The sequence below is a fragment of the Aureispira anguillae genome (assembly GCF_026000115.1).
GTDB classification, from domain to species: Bacteria; Bacteroidota; Bacteroidia; order Chitinophagales; family Saprospiraceae; genus Aureispira; species Aureispira anguillae.
This window is the reverse complement of sequence record NZ_AP026867.1, coordinates 6,395,788-6,413,648: the sequence shown is the minus strand read 5'-3', so window position 1 is coordinate 6,413,648 and position 17,861 is coordinate 6,395,788. Positions and strand designations below refer to the sequence as shown.

Sequence of the window (17,861 nt, the reverse complement as noted above, 5' to 3'; positions counted from 1 at the left end):
CTAATCTAGATTCTTGTCAACAGAGTTGCCTAAGTTTTTAAATGTATTATAATCTCGAATATAATCAGATTCATCATAAAGTAATGAAGCCATACACAATAAAACAGCATTATGCGAAAATTTCATCTTTCTCCAATAACCTGGCGGCACATAAATACCTTTGCTTGGCTCATCCAATACAAACTCAAAAATTTCCCCTTCTACATTTTCAAATTCAAAAGAAATGATTCCTGCAACACTAATAATAACTTGCTCTAAAGCCAAGTGGGAATGATTGCCCCGTTCGATATGATTGGGTGTAAAATAAGTCCAATACACTCTTTTTATTTCAAAAGGTATATTGTCTGCCACTTCAGCGACACTAATATAGCCCAAAGAAGGAGCGCCAATTTGGTCAAATTTTATGATATGAGGTTTTTGATGCACACTTTTTTAGTTGAAATTGTTAAAAAATGGAATTACGTTGCGAATGCTTTAGTTACGTGGTGTTTCTTGCCTGAACCAGCAAGCTGGATTGGCTGTTTTGTGGAATCGATCCTATGGCGACCATAAAGAATACTAAGGCTTAGACAATCGACATAAAATCTGATTCATCACAGCACGATGGAATCTATTTTTAACGATGAACAATTGAAATTAACTATAATTGCGTTGCTTTTCAGCTCTTAAACAATAATAAGTAATCGCTCTCAATAGTTTAAAGAATATTTTCCTTCTGCTTCCTTAATTTTTTTAATAATTGGCTAACCATGACGATAAATCTTGCCCCAACAACTCTTGTAACTGCTCCACTTCTGGTTTAAAGATTTGTACCAATTTTGCACGAACAGATTCGTCCATTGTTTCTTTCTTCAGTAACTTATTTTTTAATTGTTCTTTGAAAGGAAAAGGAACTCTAGTCAGTCCTGCTTCCATTGCCCAAGCAATCATTTTATTGGTAGGAACGGCCTTCGTGTTTGATTTATTATACTTTTTACCCAAATCCTCTGGAATGAGATCTTTTACCCCAAGAAAGGCATGGATTTCTGTCATCAGCTTTACGGGATGTTCATTTAGATCATCAAATAAAACTACTTTTACTTCCTCGAAGTTGTCAAGATAAGCCTTCACTTGCTCCAAGTACTTGGTATTATGAATATAATGTACATCTGGCAAGTAAGAGGGATCTTTTAATCGTTTTGACTCTACTTCAAGGGCTTCTTCCAAAGATAAGCAATCAGGGTCTAACTTGTGCATTCTATTAAACCTAAAATGCGACCAAATCTTATCAATAGGTTCTCTAAGAATAATAATTATTTTAGGTTCTTTTTTGCCCTTATAGAATTTTTTTATGGTTGCAATCGTTCGCTCATAATAAATCAAATAAGAAGGCGAAGCCTCTCCCTTTTGTTGATGATCCTTAGCTTCATAAAAATGCCCTGCATAAGCCATTTCATTGGTTGGCATTTCAGGAAAACGCTCCAAAATAGGCAAGGGTCCCTGCCCATAGGTATGCATAAAATTCAACTCCTTAAGTTTAGGCATATAAATATCTGGATGCGTACTTAAGTATCTATGCAGAGAAGAGGTACCTGATTTTGCTGCCCCAACAATTATAAAATCAGGAAAGTAAGAAGTTAATTCAACCATTTCACAATAAAATTATAGTCTACTATTTTAGTACACTGTAACAAAAATTTCTAAATACTTTTTAATCGAGTCTTTTAGCAATCTTCTTTTTCAAATTTTCGCCTTGATAGCGCTGCTATCAGGCTGTAATTTTCATCGAATCTCATCTAAAACGCTTTGTAAAAACCATCCATAACTTTTGTTACAGTATATTTAGGCAATTGATTCGCAAATTTTCACAAATTCATTCCATTGATTCTCTTTAGAATAAATCTGGCTTATCTCCGCTCTGCCATTATTAGCAATTGTTAAACGCTCTTGTTCATGCTCCAAATAATAAGTTGCTTTTTCTACTAAGTCGCTAAAATTTTCATAAGCCACATAGTTTTTCCCCGCTACAAACCCCTTGGGATAAATTCCTTTATCCGATAATAACATTGCTCCACAACCTGTTGTCTCAAAATTGCGCATATTTACTTTGTGCTCTCCCGAAAAGTCAACACCTGCATTAACGACAATTTTACTTCTTGATATAGTAGAATATAAATCTGCCCCAAATAAAGCATGATCCTTGTTTTGCCAAACTTTTTTAGGAGGAAAAACCATCTTTTTGAACTTTCCTCGAATATATGGGATATTAATAATGGGTTCTTTTATTACTTGACACAGCAAATGCATTTTAATATTATAAGTAGATTCCAACTTAAAGTCTATTAGTTGGTTCATCAATGCATTTCTGTTCGAAAAATAGCCCTTTACATACTGCCCATAAAACAAAATATCAATATCTCTGTTTTGATTGCTACTCAATCGATTCATGCAATCATCAATCGCTGGATAAAAATAGACGTTTCTAAAGGTATCGGTTGCCTCATTTTTTAAATCCAAGGTTAAGTTGGTCAATCGAATATCATAGGCCGAAAAATCCATTTTAGAATTGGTAGGCGCTGCAAACCAACAGATTTTTTTAGGATTACCTGAAATATTTTGAATTTCATCCTTTGAAAAGTAAATAGGTTGAAGGTTATAAATCACCTCTGGTCTAAACTCTTCAATTTGAGCAAATAAAACCTCTTTTATGTTTTTATATGTAAAGCCTTTTTCCTCTGCCCACTTGCGTTGCAAACGCTCATAATCCCAGACCGTATAATTTACTTGTTGCCAATCAAAATCTAATACAGGTTTTAGAATATGTGTAGAATAGAATCTATCATTTAAGTACAACTCCCTCATTTCATTGTAAGACAATGAATCCAGAACCTTTTCATATTTTTTTTCAAATTGTTCTGTATTGGGAGTGACCTGCTTTACAAATTGAAAGACCCTCATACTAGTTCTGTTTAATTTGTTGGCAAACCAATTCAATTTCACTACGCTTTAACTCTGCAAACATAGGCAAAGAAACAATTTCTTGAGTGAGTTGATGTGCCACGGGGAACTCTTCAATTTGATGATTCATCGCTTCATAACATTTTAGAAATGGCAATGCCGTAGGATAATGAATAGCAACGCCAATCCCCTCTGCTTTAAGCTTTTCCATTAATGCAGTTCTATCCTTTGTTCGAATTACATATAGGTGAAAAACATGCTTTCCATTTTCAATAACAGCAGGTAAATCAAGACCACTATCCTTCAAAAGTGCTGTATAGTTTTTAGCATTGGCAATTCTAGCAGCAGTCCATTCTGATAAATACTTCAATTTTACGGATAAAATAGCCGCCTGCATCCCATCCATTCTACTGTTTCGTCCTTCCATCAAATGATTGTGTTTTCCTTCCTGTCCATGATTGGCAATCATTCGAGCTACTCGTGCAATTTCTGGGTCATTGGTAACCATACCTCCAGAATCTCCATAAGCCCCCAAGTTTTTTCCTGGATAAAAACTAAAAGAAGCACAATCCCCAAAAGTTCCTATTTTTTGTCCATTAAATTCAGCCGCATGTGCTTGAGCGCAATCTTCCAAGACCTTTAGACCATGTTGGCGAGCAATTTCCATTAAGCGCACCATATCAACAGGCTGCCCATATAAATGAACAGGGATAATCGCCTTAGTTTTTGCGGTAATTTTAGCCTCAATCAAATCCAGATCAATGGTATAAAAATTGGGATCAACATCTACAAATACAGGTTTTGCCCCTAATGAAGAAACCGCCTCAGAGGTAGAAATCCAAGAAATGGCAGGCACCAACACTTCATCCCCCTGTCCGACACCCATAGCCTGAAGCAAAATTTCTAAAGAATCGGTTCCATTGGCACAAGCAATACAGTGGTTGACACCTAAAAAATCAGCAAATTCTTTTTCAAATTTAGCAGCATAACTTCCTCCAATAAAGGCAGTTTGACTAATCACATTTTGGATAGCTTCATCTATCTCTTCTTTTATACTATTGTATTGAGCTTTTAAATCTACAAATGGAATCATAATTTTCTTAATAATTTAGCGGGGTTTCCTGCATAAACACCTTTAACAGTTATATTTTTTGTAACCACAGCACCAGCACCAATCACAGCACCAGCACAAATACTAACGGGCAAAATTGTAGCATTAGAGCCAATAGAGACTCCATTCCCAATATGGGTAGATTTCCATTTGGTAGTATCTCCCATAGCAGGTCCACCCTCCTCAAATAAATCGTTGATAAACATTACTCCATGACCAATAAAACAATTGTCACCAATCGTTACTAATTCGCACACAAATGTATGAGATTGTATTTTAGTTTGTGTCCCTATCGTTACTTTTTTCTGAATTTCAACAAAAGGGCCTACAAAAGAATTTGCTCCAATCTCACATTCGTAAATATTGACAGGCTCTACTACCGTGACATTTTCTCCAAAAACAACATCTCGGATGGTAGATTGGTAGCGCTTATCTGGATAATTCTTAGCCATTTTTTTCTATTTCATTATAAATACGATCTACAATTTCTACCGTTTTTAGCCCTTCAAACATATTGGTTGTAATCTGACCACTATTCAATAAAACATCTACGACATTTTTGTAAACCATGTCATGATTAGACATAGAGCCCTGATACTGCCCATAATTATTCGCCGTGTTTCCTTCTGGCAAATCAGAGATGGTGTAATTTTCAATTTTCTGGTACTCCAGTTCATTTAAGTATTGTCCTCCAATCTTAACGGTTCCTTTATCTCCAAAAATCGTCAATGATCCTTCCATATTACCACCATAACTATTAACCGTATAATTGATGGTGCCAATGGCATTATTGTGAAATCTAAGAATCACTACACCAGTATCCTCAAATTCGATGACTCCCTGATGGCAGTAATTAGCACCAAAAGCCTTTACCTCTTTTACATCCCCAACCAAGTAGTACAGCAAATCGACAAAATGACTAAACTGAGTATATAAAGTTCCACCGTCTAGATCCTTAGTCCCCTTCCAACTATTGGCATAATAAGCATCGTTTCGATTCCAAAAGCAAGAAAGTTGTACGCTGTTAATTTTCCCCATCTTGCCCTCTTCTATCAGTTGTTTAACAGCATGAACTGGTGGGTTGTAACGATTCTGTTTGATGACAAACAAACGTTTATTGGCTTTTTCTGCTGTTTTAATCATTTCACCACAATCATAAACAGAAATAGCCATTGGTTTTTCGCAGAGCACGTGCTTTCCTGCCTTTAATGACAAGATAGAATGTTGGGCATGCCAACCGTTTGGGCTACAAATAGAAACAATATCAATCTGCTCATCTTTGAGCATTTCTTCTATTGTATAATACGCTTTAGCAGCATATTCTTCCCCTAACTGATTTGCTTTTTCTTCTACAATGTCACAAACAGCTACTAAGGTAGAACCCATTGTATTCTTTATGTGCTTAGCATGGCGTTGAGCAATTCGTCCACAACCAACGATAGCAAACTTTAGATTATCCATTTAAGTTTTTAGTTATTATATGTGCGTTAAACAAAGGCCAAAACTGTATACACTCTTCATAAGTCCAAGTGTTGTTTTTTATCCTATTTTCAACAAAGGCCGTGATCGCTTTTGCATCCCACAGATCGTTATTTTGAAAAGCAATAGATTGTAGTTCATCCATAATCAAAGGTTTTAGTTCATTACCAAACCACTTGGGCATAGGAGAAGACATTCCTACTTTTAACTTTCGTGTACGAATAGCTTCTGGCATAATTCCAGTCATGCTATCTCTAAGTATTCTCTTGGTATAGCCGCCTCCTAACTTGCTTTCTAATGGAAGCGAAAAAACATAAGAAACCAATCTCCAATCCATAAAAGGCATTCGAATTTCGATGCTTTTTTGCATGGCTCCACGGTCAAAGTTTCTCAAAATAGAAGGCAGTACAGACTGATGAAACATCTCGTATAAATGCACATTGCCTTTTGACATAGAGTTGTCTAGACTCAATGGAGGGTAAGCAATAGGAGTACTTTTTTCTAAAAACGAAAAGAAAGAAGGTGAAGGCTTTTCTTGATTCAAGAAGCGACCAACCTTTCGTATCCCTCGTTGCAATAAATTCAATTTTTCTTTTTGAGTATGCCCCAAAGCCTCTAACAATTTGGCTTGTTTGCTCTGTTCTTCTTTTGGAAACATACCAATATAAGTTTCTCTGATCGCCTGCTCTTGCTCTTTATTTCCACTTTGGAGCGCATCTCGATAAACTCCTTTGATAGATGCTCTATAACCAAACATCATTTCATCTACTCCATGACCATCCATTGAGATCTTATAGCCATCCTGTTGCATCCCTCCATAAACCATAGACAGTGGATAAATGGGGATGTTATAGATATTGTCAAACAACAAGGTCGAGGCAACAATATCATCTACCAAATTAGAGTAATCTGGCAATAAAAAACGTCCTTGTCCGCCTGTATAATCAATTACTTGCTGTGCAAAATGGCTTTCGTCAAAGATAGAACCTGGAAAACCAATGTTATAAGCCTTCTGCCAATCGCTGTGAACACGACGGACATCTTGCTTTTTCATAATGTGATTAATCAAACAATAAACCGCCGAAGAATCCACTCCCCCACTCAGTGCGCTAGCCAATGGCACATCGCTTCTCATTCTTATTCTTGTAGCATCTTCAACCAGCTCTCTAAAGACAGCAACTTGATCCTCATATTTTGTGGGAACCTCCACTTGATTTTTAAACGTATCCCACCATTGATATTCATTAAAAGCTCCTGTTTTTAAATCAAGTACTGCGCTGTGCCCAGCATTGATTTGATAGAGGTCTTTATAAATTGTCTGTCCTGTTCCCTCCAAAGAGTAAGGATTGGTAATGTTATAAAGGAGGTTATTTTTATGGAATTCTTTTTTAAATCCGTGTAATTTATGAAAAGCAATGGACTCTGAAGCAAAGGCAAAAACACCATTGGCATTGGTGTAATAAAATGGTTTGATGCCAAAACGATCTCTGGATAAGAACAATTCTTTTTTGTGTCGATCTAAGATAGCAATCGCCCACATTCCATTAAATCTATTCACACAATCGCCCCCCCACTCGGTATAAGCCGCTAAAACAACTTCTGAATCGCTATCCGAACGAAAAGAATGCCCTAATTTGGTCAATTCATCTCTCAATTCAATAAAATTGTAGACTTCTCCATTGTATACCATCCAATATCGATCGTTGGCAAAAGACATGGGTTGACTCGCCTTTTCGGATAAGTCTAAAATCGATAAACGACGATGCCCTAAACCAATATTCAAATCTTTATCAACCCAGACATCATATCCATCTGGACCACGATGAACCAACTGATTATTAAAATCAGAGATGATTTCATGAGATACTTCTATCTCATTAAAATAGACAACACCTGAAATTCCACACATATACTCTTACTTATAGATAATTCAATCGTTTCAAATTAGCTTGCATTAGTTTTTCTGCTTTTCTCTTTTGTAGGAAGCTCAACTTTCCTTTCCATCTTCCTATTTTAGAGGTGTCAAAATTAGCATTTAACATTGCCTTGGTGTGCCAAATATTATCCACTTGCAAAGGACCATCCTCTACCTTTTTTTTGCCAGGACTGAGCATATCGGGTTCCAAATCAATTCCTATTTGTTGGCAAATTCTAGCGAGTTCTCGTTCTGGATGTTGCAATAAATCTTCATAAATCAAGTTAATAACTCGATCCTTAAACTGCTCTTTTTTTGCTAATTCAAAATAGGTGTTTACACTTTTATTCCAAAGGTTGCAAACTTTTTCTAATGCAAAATTTTGTTTGTTATAGGGCGTTCCAGATTTTATAAATCGTGCTTCTACATCAAAGTGAGAAACTAAAACGTCCCTTCCATCTCTAATTATATTAATAAAAAAAGCATCGGGGAATAAGGTTAATAATTGTTCTGCAACATCTATATTATTAGGCGTTTTTTCTGAAAAGAACTCAATGTTAGCTTCATCTTTATGCTTATTTAATAAAGCACTATCAATAAAGGTTCTTAAGTATTGGTCTAATGATGCTCTATCATAAAAATATTGTTGCCGCTCTAAGTGAAAAGGTGTGATCATCCTTTTGTAAGTAGTCAACAAAGGTTGAAGGAAATCAAACTCTGGTCCTCCTTTTATCTTTGAATGAGAAATAATTATCTTTTGAACAAAAGAAGTTCCTGATCTTCCGCAACCTCCAATAAATAGATACTTCATTAAATCAAATTAATTTTATGATTAATAAACACTTTATCACCTTGTGACACATTATTTTTTCCAGCACCATAAAAATCGCCTCCCTCTATACGAAGGATAAAAGCATCTTGTACCCAATCTACAATATCTCCTTGTTCGCCCTCTCTCAAAAAGACATTACAAAAATATTCTCCAGCATACAAAGCTACCTTATCCAAGGCAAACTCTACCTTAAAATTTCGATCAATAGACAAGGTTTCAGGAAAAAACATAGAAGACAAAGTAGACACTCGAATACCTTTCGAATCGTGAATACCAATGCTAATACTAATAGGAATCTTTACGTTATCTTTTTGAACAACGTCCAATATAATTTGCCCCTGTTGCCCAACCTTCAAATAACCTGTAGGCTGATTATTGGTACAAACAGTGGTGTCCATAATTCTATAACGTCCGTTGCCCTTACGATCCGTACGATGCCCCAATAGTTGAGTTGTTTTTTCTCGATTATCATTTAAATACAACTCAATCATATCATTCGTCTTACCATGACTTAGGACAGTTCCATTTTTAAGAACGGTACAACTGGTACACAGCGCTTCTATAGACTCCATATTATGGCTAACAAACAAAACAGTTCGACCCTCTCCGCTACTCACATCCTTCATTTTTCCGATCGCCTTTTTTTGAAATTCGGCATCACCAACTGCTAAGACCTCATCAACGATTAATATTTCGGGTTCTAAAAAAGCGGCAACGGCAAAGCCTAAGCGCACCCGCATCCCCGAAGAATAACGCTTAACGGGCGTATCAACATATAAAGCACAGCCTGCAAAATCAACAATTTCATCAAATTTGCGAGATATTTCCCTTTTGGTCATTCCCATAATTGCACCATTCAGATAGATGTTCTCCCTAGCTGTCATTTCAGGGTGCATTCCTGTTCCAACTTCTAACAAAGAAGCAATTCTGCCTCTTGCTTTTATACTTCCTGTTGTAGGCGAGGTTATTCTAGAAATTAATTTTAGGAGGGTAGATTTGCCCGCTCCATTTTTGCCGACAATCCCTAGAACGTCGCCTCTTTGTACCTGAAAGTTAATGTCTTTTAAGGCCCAAACAAAATCAGATTCAGACTTTTTGGTTCGATCGTTGACCTGTCCAACCAAACTAAAAGGATCTTCTTTGCCACGTAATTGTGCCCACCAACGCTTCATATCATTAGACAAAGTTCCTGTGCTTATCTCGCCAACACGATACTGCTTGGATAAATTTTCAACACTTAATACAATATCAGACATATACTATAGTCTTTATATTTTTAGAATACGTTTAGATCGTATCCACAAAACTTCTTTCTGTTTTATTAAAAATCAAAATACCTGCAAACACAATTACGATCGTAAAAATGGTTGAATAAACTAAGCCATAGGTAGAGATTTCTCCCTGTCCTAGAAAACCATATTTAAATGCTTCAACAATATGTGCTAATGGATTTAGGCTCATTACATCTTTTAATTTCCCCTCAATTAAACTCATTGGATAAATAATAGGAGTTGCATACAATAATAATTGTACTCCAAATTGAACCAAGAATTTTAAATCTCGATATTTGGTAGTCATGGAAGTAAAAACCAAGCCAAATCCTAAGCCTAAACCAGCCATTAATATTAAAAGAAAAGGAGCCATTAGAATGCTGCTGGAAATTTCAATTCCTACATCCTTATAAATGAAGTAACCATACACCGCTATAAAGAGCGTAAATTGAATAAAAAATTTGATCAATCCAGACACAACCTTAGACAAAGGCATAATGAGGCGAGGAAAATAAACCTTCCCAAACATGTCTTGATTCTGAGCAAAAGTATTGGAGGTTTGCATAAAGCATTCATGAAAATAGTTCCAAATAATAATGCCAGACAAATAAAACAGCGGTTGAGGAATTCCGTCTGTAGCAATTCCTGCAATACGACCAAAAACAACCACATATACAAACATTGTCATTATTGGTTGTATAAAAAACCAAATGGGACCTAAAACAGTTTGTTTATATACTGTTACTACATCCCTTTTAACGAACATAGTCAATAGATCACGATATTGCCAAATTTCTTTTACATTAATCTTTAGCAATTTTTGCTGTGGCTTTATAATTAAATCCCACTTCTCTTTCATCTTAAACCAACTATTTAATACTCTACGAGACCTGAATGTTTACATGCAATAATAAAAGCTAAAATTAACTTTTGAGGATCAAAGATAGCTATTGCTATTGTAATATCCTTGTATTGTGCAAATTATCTTTTTTAGTGAATTAGGTCCTTTAATTTGATTAATTATTATCTCTTTTAGTTCTTTGACAACCCGTAGGCTCACGCAGTAGCAGTGAAGCTAATCGTGTGGTAAACACTAAAAAGGGTAAGCTTTTAACTACTTTTTAGCTTCGCTGCTAGGCATCCCCGTTGGTACACCATACCAAACTGCTCGTGCACTACGTTTATGTGGTTTAGAAGAAAGTTATAGGTCGTAAGTCGTATGCTTAGTTCCTGTAAATACAGGACATACGACTTACGACCTATTAACTTATAACAAAAGTAGTAATAAGCAGGCAAGGTAGTTTACGATTTCACACAATTTACTGCGTGAGCCTACGGGTTGTCAAAGAACCTCTCTTTTTATGATTTCTCCCTCATAAAACACCATCCAATTAGCGGCTGTTATGCCCTATAATTAGCGAGCAAAAGCCCTAGGTAAACTGCCAAAATTCCAAGCACTAAACTCATCACTAAATGACCTGCGGCAGTTATTGTCAAACTATCTTGAGTCAACTCTAAAACTTCTTTTGAGAAGGTGCTAAACGTGCTAAATCCTCCACAAAAACCTGTTCCCAACAACAACTTCCAGTGCTCTGTAAGGCTATTTTTTAGCAAATACCCTGTCAAAAAGCCCAAAATGAAACAGGCAAATACATTGGCCAATAAAGTAGCTAAGGGAAAAGATGAGTTGGGTAAACACAAACTTAGACCATAACGACACAGGCTTCCTAACCCTCCTCCTATAAATACAGCAATTAGATTAAGCATGTTTTTCTTTTCTTTTTTTGCGACGCAAAGCATATTCTACAATTGCTGTAAATAGTATCCCCAAAAGAATAACCAAGCCGCCCAACTCTAGTGTACCTAACCATTGTAATTCAAATACAACTACGATGAACAAGAGATTAACAAAACCTAACAAACCTGTAGCCTGCAAGTGGGTGTAGCCCAAATCCAATAACAAATGATGTATATGCGTTCGATCAGGGCTAAATGGGGAATGTCCTTTAAGGATTCTTAATGTAAAAACACGAAGGGTGTCAAACAAAGGGATGATCAAAATACCAATGGTAACGGCGGGGACAGATTCTACACTGTATTCATTGACGTAACTAACATTGGCTTGAATAAATGATATTGCCAAAATAGAAGCCGTCAACCCGATCAATAAAGACCCCGTATCTCCCATAAAAATTTCAGCGGTTAGATTATAGCGCAAAAAAGCAATCAACGATCCCGCTAATGCTGCGGAAAGAATGGCTAAGGCTGGCTGATTCATCATGTAAAACCAGTAACCAAATGTTCCACAGATAATACAACCTATTGTCCCTGATAATGCATTGATTCCGTCTATCAAATTAAAAGCATTAATGATTACAATTATGGTAAAAACGGTCAAAGGAATGCCTATTATATCAGAGATTTCATGAATACCAAAAATGCCATACAAACTTGTCAGTTGTATCTTGGCAAAATAAACCAACAAAAAAGCAGCAAAAATTTGTCCCGTAAACTTCTTGGAAGGAGACAAAGGGATAATGTCATCTTTGGCTCCAATCAAAAAAATCACAATAAATGCACAAAGAATATATTGCAAATGTGAAGGTTGTTCATGGAAGGGAACCCAAAAAGTAGTAGAGAAGATTAGCCCTGCAAAGATGCCTAACCCTCCTAATGTAGGAACACTTTTTGAGTGCGAACGACGTTCTCCTGGCTCATCTACCAAATTTTTTTCTACTGCTACTTTTATAATAGAAGGTATAGCAAAGTAGGTGATTAAAAAGGCCGTTAGAAACGCTGGAATTATATCATACATCCTTTATTTCACGATTTTTTAGTGATCATTAATATCGGGGAGATTATTTTTGTAAGAGTTCAAATAAATTCAAAACTAAGAAAAAAAAAGGAGATGCAAGACTTATATGCCTGCATCTCCTTCTTATCTTTATTAAACGTATACGTTATAAATCACTATTTGCGAGTAACTTGAATTTCTGCACGTCTATTTTGTTGCTTTCCTTCATCTGTGCTATTATCAGACAAAGGATATTTTTCTCCATAAGCATTATACTTCAAACGCTTATCGCTAATTCCTTGTCCCATAATGTATTTTAAAACAGATTTAGCACGTTTTTCAGATAGCTTGTAGTTATAATTTTCGCTACCATCACTATCAGCATAACCACCAACCTGCAATTCTAATTTAGCACATTTTTGCATGGCATCCACTACTCTATTCAATTGACGTAGTGAACTGTTATTTGCTTTAGAGGCATCATAATCAAAATAAATAGCAGCCGTTAGTGTTTGTAGGTTAATTCTATTGCAGTTCGCCGATTCAGCTGGTGTTAATTCTTGTTCGTTTCTTGGGTTGTTATAAATATTGCTAGGATCATACCCTCCACTAGAAATATTATCGTTAGAACCACCTTGAGGAGTATAGTTTATTCCATCCTTTTTTTGAGAAGGAATCGTCCCCTTACCAAATTTAATACCGCCACCAGATTCAGCATTATTAACTTGCTTCTTGCTCAATAAGCCATCTGGGCTAAAGGCATAACCCTCTTCATCAATTCGGACAATACCATCATTGGCATCACGGATATAACCTTTTCTATCAATATTAAAACCTTGAGTAGCCGTTATAAAAGTCCCATTCTGGTCTACAATATCACCCGATACAACATCTACACGCATATCATTTCTATCGTATAGTTTGCCGTCATAGCTTTTGTAATAACCTTTTTCAGCAATGCCATTTACCTTAGCAGGGTGTCCATTTAGTCGAGCCAACTCCATCATATCACCAATTGCCAATGGGCAACCATTATGCTCTGGTACACCAAATAAATCAGGGCAAGCATCTAATTCATCTTTGGTGCCATCGCCATCACCATCTGGGCAACCATTTGCGGTAAATAAACCTCTTAATTCAGGGCATTCATCTTCTTCATTTTTGATCCCATCACCATCTACATCAGAAGGATCAATATCAGGACAGCCTGTTTCTCGTTCACCATAGGCATCAGGGCATTCATCATCAGGATCAATGACCCCATCATAATCTCTATCAATACAGCCTAATAAGTTGGCATAACCTTTCTCATCAGGGCAACGATCTTCTGAATCTTTAATTCCATCCCCATCTGCATCAGGACAACCAAATGTACGAGCCGTCCCAAAGATATATGGGCATTGGTCAACATCATTTGGCACACCATCATAATCCTCATCTGGAGCCTTTTTTTCAGTAGAAGCTACCGTATCATTGCTAGTTGTTCCAGTGGTAGAACCACAAGCAACCAATAGCAAAAAGCTGGCGATGTAAATAAATAATATGTGTAATCTCATGGTAAATATGTTGTATTGATTTATGATTGCTAAATAGCTGTCAGAATGACCATTTGTCTATACTGTTATTATTCTGTAACTTATGTATTTCCTTTGAGTTTGAGTAATAAACACCTCTATAAGATACAACATAAGCTCTGATCACAAAACAATAATTTAAATTGTTTAACGACAAAAATAACAAATAGTTTTATTTATAATAGAACAATCATTCGAACGCCACCTACAAAATTAGCATTTAAAAATGACTTCCCCTTATAAAAAGCTACAAAACAAAGTTTTAACCTTTATTTTTTATAATTGCTTTAATAAATTACGCATATCTACTCGTTCACCAATCTTTTGCTCAATGGCACTTACATGAATTCGTTCTTGTTCCATGCTATCTCTTTCTCGAATGGTTACCGTATTATCTTCAACTGTTTGTTCATCAATTGTAATACAATAAGGCGTTCCCAATTGATCTTGACGACGATAACGGCGCCCAACAGTATCTTTTTCATCGTATTGACATTCAAAAGAGTACTTAATTTCATTAAAGATTGCTCTTGCCTTAGTGGTTAACGCTTCGTTGGTTTTTACAACGGGCAAAACGGCACATTTAATCGGTGCAATAGCAGGATGTAACCGTAAAACCGTGCGATCTTTTAGATTTCCATTTGCATCTGGTACCTGATCTACTTGATAAGCATTGCTCATCATTGCCAAAAACATTCTATCACACCCAACTGATGTTTCCACTACATACGGCACATAACTTTCTTTCAATTCGGGATCAAAATACTGCAATTTTTTCCCAGAAAGCTCTTGGTGAGCATTCAAATCAAAATCCGTACGAGAATGCACCCCTTCCAACTCTTTGAAACCAAATGGGAATTCAAACTCAATATCTAATGCTGCATCTGCATAATGTGCCAAGGTCTCATGATCGTGATAACGCAATTTGTCTGGTGATGTCCCCAAAGCTAGATGCCACTTCATTCGAGCCTCTTTCCAATACGCATAAAACTCCTTTTGTTGCCCAGGACGTACAAAAAATTGCATCTCCATCTGTTCGAATTCACGCATACGGAAAATAAACTGTCGAGCTACAATTTCGTTTCTAAATGCTTTTCCGATTTGTGCAATTCCAAAAGGAATTTTCTGACGAGAAGTATTTAATACGTTTAAGAAATTGACAAAAATTCCTTGTGCTGTTTCTGGACGCAAGTACAAAACATCATCGCTGGTAGCTCCACCTCCTTGCGTAGAAAACATCAAATTAAACTGACGTACATCTGTCCACTCTCTAGAACCAGAAATAGGGCAAGCAATTTCCAAATCGATAATCAACTGCTTAACATCTGCCAAATCCCCTGAGTTAAGCGCTGTATTCATACGATTCATGATTTCATCAATCTTCTTTTGACGCTCAATAATTCTAGGATTGGTCGCCAAAAACTCCGCTTTGTCAAAAGCATCGCCAAATCGTTTTGCTGCCTTGGCAACGTCTTTATCGATCTTCTTTTGGATTTTATTCTGGATATAATCCTCAATTAGCGTGTCTGCACGATAACGCTTTTTGGAATCTTTGTTGTCTACCAAAGGATCATTAAACGCATCAACATGCCCAGACGCTTTCCAGACCCTAGGATCCATAAAAATAGAAGCATCTAATCCCACTATGTTTTCGTGCATTTGCACCATAGATTTCCACCAATATTCTTTAATGTTGTTTTTCAACAGAATACCATAAGGACCATAATCATATACTGCACTCAAGCCGCCATAAATTTCACTAGATTGATAGATGAATCCTAATTTTTTACAATGTGAAACAACATCCTGAAATTGTGTATTTTGTTCCTTAGCCATAATGCTATGCTCTATTTTTATAATGATTAAAGTTTATTGACAACAAAAATAGTATTTTATAAAAAAAAACGAAAGTGCTGGCTTATTTTATACCTGCACTTTCGAGTTATTTTTATTCACTAAGCTTATAGAACATCAGGTTTAACCATAAAGTTCATTTTTAATCCTCTTTTTTTAAACTCATATAACTATCTAAAATTTGATGGGCTATAATGTCCCTATATATGCCATGCGACCACACAAAGGACAAAATCTAAGCTCCACAAGCTAGCAAAATCTGTGATTTTGCTAGGCGAGAGCAAATGAGACATTTTAGCCTCTGCAAATAGTAAAGATAGACATATATAAATTATCACCTATTGACTTTCAAGTTAACTTGACCAAAGTATTTTTCTATTTTCACATTCAGTCTGAGGTAACGAAAGTCTAGGGTTTACATCATTGCAAAGTTCATCAAGTTTTTCTGAAGCATCAAAAGGAGAGAGCGTTTCTGCACTTACCATACAATCGAAAACCCATAAGTGTCCATGAACATTGACTTTATTTTCATTAGCAAATTTTCTTAATATATTATCACTTGTAAGCAATGTAGCTCCTAATTCTCTTGCCTGATAAAATGCAGAGCAATCCTGTTGGGATAATCTTGGTCTTTCTGCATTTATCAAGTTTATCTCAATCAATTCTTCATCAGAAAACTCATTAACTATTAGACTCCCATTATCTATGTATGAAGATAAGGCATCTTGCTGATGTTCATGTAATTCTTCAAAAACTAAATCTGTAGTATAAAATTCAAAATCTAATTCAAAAAATTGAACTAAAAGTTCAAGTTCGACTAAGTCAATCAAAATGTTAGCGTCATTTACTACTATATTCATAAGTATTTGAGTTCGTCACGGAATAGAGCTAATTTCATATTAGATAAATTCGCAGCCTTACTAACAGACACAACCCCCTCCGCAGCAGCTCTATACACTAGCTTTTTAAAACGATTAGAGTGTTCTTTTCCTTGATATTGTCCTAAGCCTTTTTCAGTTAGATTTCTACTAATGTATTTTCTGAATTTAATATATACATGTTCATTTATAATATCTAAATGAAAAGCTCTTGCCATTGTAGCTTGTATTGAAATGCCATATGATTCTTTAATTGAAATTAATTCTGGAACTGAAATTCGAGTTCTTCTTTTTCCCAATTCAGAAATAAATGTCTCTTCAGGAATTAATATTGCTCCTGCAAAACGATGACAAAATTTTTCTATGTCTTTATGATTGAGATTAGGATTGAAACTCATTAATAGATGCCCTAATTCATGTAATGCTGTAAAGCGTTTTCTTTCGATAGGGTAATTTTTATTAATCACTATAATAGGATATTTACCATCAGCCCATCCCGAAAGACCATCAAAGCTATCATTTTCATCCAACTCAATTACTTTCAATTCTTTTTCTTCTAAAAGATCAATTATATTAGGTAATGCATTAAAACCAAGTTTCCATTCATCAAGGAGGGTATATACAGCTTTTTCTATATCTTCTCCAGAGTTTATTTGAAACTTTGCGATAGGATTATCAAAACGAAAAGGAATATCAAGCAATTTTTCAATTTCTAAATATTTTTCTACATGATTTGTAACTTTTTGTTTTATAGCATTTATTTTCTTTTTTCCTAGGCGGCTTTTTTTTCGAAATTCAACACTTTCTATTTCAACTGTAAAGGGTCTGAAGAAATAATCAGGTTTTACAGAAAGAGCAAAAGCAAGCTTAATGAGTACCTTACTATTAGGCATCATTTCTCCTCTTTCGTATTTTGAAATTGCATTTTTAGATACAATTCCATCAATAGCTGACACAAGATTATCTTGAGACATTAATGACAGGAGTCTTGCACTTTTAAGTCTTTTTCCAAAAGTTTCTTTCATTCAAAATTTGATTAAATGGTTTACAAATCCAATCAATTATACGAATTTGTAAACTACAAAGTTGGAATATTTGATGTTTTTTTATAAAATTTTGTTTTTTGCTTGCAGAGATTTTTTTTATTCGGAAAACTAAAGCGTCAGTTAATACTATTTACAATAGAAATAAAACTTGCACAACTCCATCCAATCCC

At 35.6% G+C, this 17,861-nt stretch carries 16 protein-coding genes; all 16 read right to left on the bottom strand.

The window, feature by feature from the left end; all coding sequences use genetic code 11:
- The gene (locus AsAng_RS25105; RefSeq protein ID WP_264789883.1) at positions 1–426 is read right to left on the bottom strand and encodes a sugar 3,4-ketoisomerase; all 426 of its coding nucleotides are present in this window, start codon (positions 424–426) and stop codon (positions 1–3) included.
- A gap of 306 nt (positions 427–732) precedes the next feature.
- Positions 733–1,629 (bottom strand): sulfotransferase, encoded by an 897-nt coding sequence (locus tag AsAng_RS25100; protein WP_264789882.1) that lies wholly within the window; start codon positions 1,627–1,629, stop codon positions 733–735.
- Positions 1,630–1,821: 192 nt separating this feature from the next.
- On the bottom strand, positions 1,822–2,937 hold the full coding sequence (locus AsAng_RS25095) for a glycosyltransferase family protein (RefSeq protein WP_264789881.1): 1,116 nt from the start codon (positions 2,935–2,937) through the stop codon (positions 1,822–1,824).
- Position 2,938: 1 nt separating this feature from the next.
- Positions 2,939–4,030: a DegT/DnrJ/EryC1/StrS family aminotransferase gene (locus AsAng_RS25090; protein ID WP_264789880.1), complete on the bottom strand. Its 1,092-nt coding sequence runs from the start codon at positions 4,028–4,030 to the stop codon at positions 2,939–2,941.
- A complete protein-coding gene (locus AsAng_RS25085) occupies positions 4,027–4,500 on the bottom strand; it encodes an acyltransferase (RefSeq protein ID WP_264789879.1) in 474 nt (157 codons plus the stop codon). Before AsAng_RS25085 ends, AsAng_RS25090 begins: the two co-directional genes overlap by 4 nt.
- Entirely contained in the window at positions 4,493–5,509 is a 1,017-nt protein-coding gene (locus AsAng_RS25080; protein WP_264789878.1) for a Gfo/Idh/MocA family protein, read from the bottom strand. Before AsAng_RS25080 ends, AsAng_RS25085 begins: the two co-directional genes overlap by 8 nt.
- Positions 5,502–7,436, bottom strand: coding sequence for an asparagine synthase (glutamine-hydrolyzing) (gene asnB, locus AsAng_RS25075; protein WP_264789877.1), 1,935 nt, complete (start codon positions 7,434–7,436; stop codon positions 5,502–5,504). The genes AsAng_RS25080 and asnB overlap by 8 nt, the downstream gene beginning before the upstream one ends.
- Before the next feature lie 10 nt (positions 7,437–7,446).
- The gene (locus AsAng_RS25070) at positions 7,447–8,253 is read right to left on the bottom strand and encodes a sulfotransferase family protein (protein WP_264789876.1); all 807 of its coding nucleotides are present in this window, start codon (positions 8,251–8,253) and stop codon (positions 7,447–7,449) included.
- Positions 8,253–9,530, bottom strand: coding sequence for an ABC transporter ATP-binding protein (locus AsAng_RS25065; RefSeq protein ID WP_264789875.1), 1,278 nt, complete (start codon positions 9,528–9,530; stop codon positions 8,253–8,255). Before AsAng_RS25065 ends, AsAng_RS25070 begins: the two co-directional genes overlap by 1 nt.
- Positions 9,531–9,561: 31 nt before the next feature.
- A complete protein-coding gene (locus AsAng_RS25060; protein WP_407655308.1) occupies positions 9,562–10,404 on the bottom strand; it encodes an ABC transporter permease in 843 nt (280 codons plus the stop codon).
- A 542-nt stretch (positions 10,405–10,946) separates the two neighbouring features.
- Positions 10,947–11,312, bottom strand: a complete 366-nt coding sequence (gene crcB / locus AsAng_RS25055) for a fluoride efflux transporter CrcB (RefSeq protein ID WP_264789874.1) — start codon at positions 11,310–11,312, stop codon at positions 10,947–10,949.
- The gene (locus AsAng_RS25050; protein WP_264789873.1) at positions 11,305–12,360 is read right to left on the bottom strand and encodes a glycosyltransferase family 4 protein; all 1,056 of its coding nucleotides are present in this window, start codon (positions 12,358–12,360) and stop codon (positions 11,305–11,307) included. The genes crcB and AsAng_RS25050 overlap by 8 nt, the downstream gene beginning before the upstream one ends.
- Positions 12,361–12,515: 155 nt before the next feature.
- The gene (locus AsAng_RS25045; RefSeq protein ID WP_264789871.1) at positions 12,516–13,895 is read right to left on the bottom strand and encodes an OmpA family protein; all 1,380 of its coding nucleotides are present in this window, start codon (positions 13,893–13,895) and stop codon (positions 12,516–12,518) included.
- Positions 13,896–14,189: 294 nt separating this feature from the next.
- On the bottom strand, positions 14,190–15,749 hold the full coding sequence (locus AsAng_RS25040; RefSeq protein WP_264789869.1) for a glycine--tRNA ligase: 1,560 nt from the start codon (positions 15,747–15,749) through the stop codon (positions 14,190–14,192).
- Positions 15,750–16,120: 371 nt separating this feature from the next.
- Complete coding sequence (locus tag AsAng_RS25035) at positions 16,121–16,627, bottom strand: PIN domain-containing protein (RefSeq protein ID WP_264789868.1); 507 nt, start codon at positions 16,625–16,627, stop codon at positions 16,121–16,123.
- Positions 16,624–17,670, bottom strand: a complete 1,047-nt coding sequence (locus tag AsAng_RS25030) for a helix-turn-helix domain-containing protein (RefSeq protein ID WP_264789867.1) — start codon at positions 17,668–17,670, stop codon at positions 16,624–16,626. Before AsAng_RS25030 ends, AsAng_RS25035 begins: the two co-directional genes overlap by 4 nt.
- Positions 17,671–17,861 lie beyond the last annotated feature (191 nt).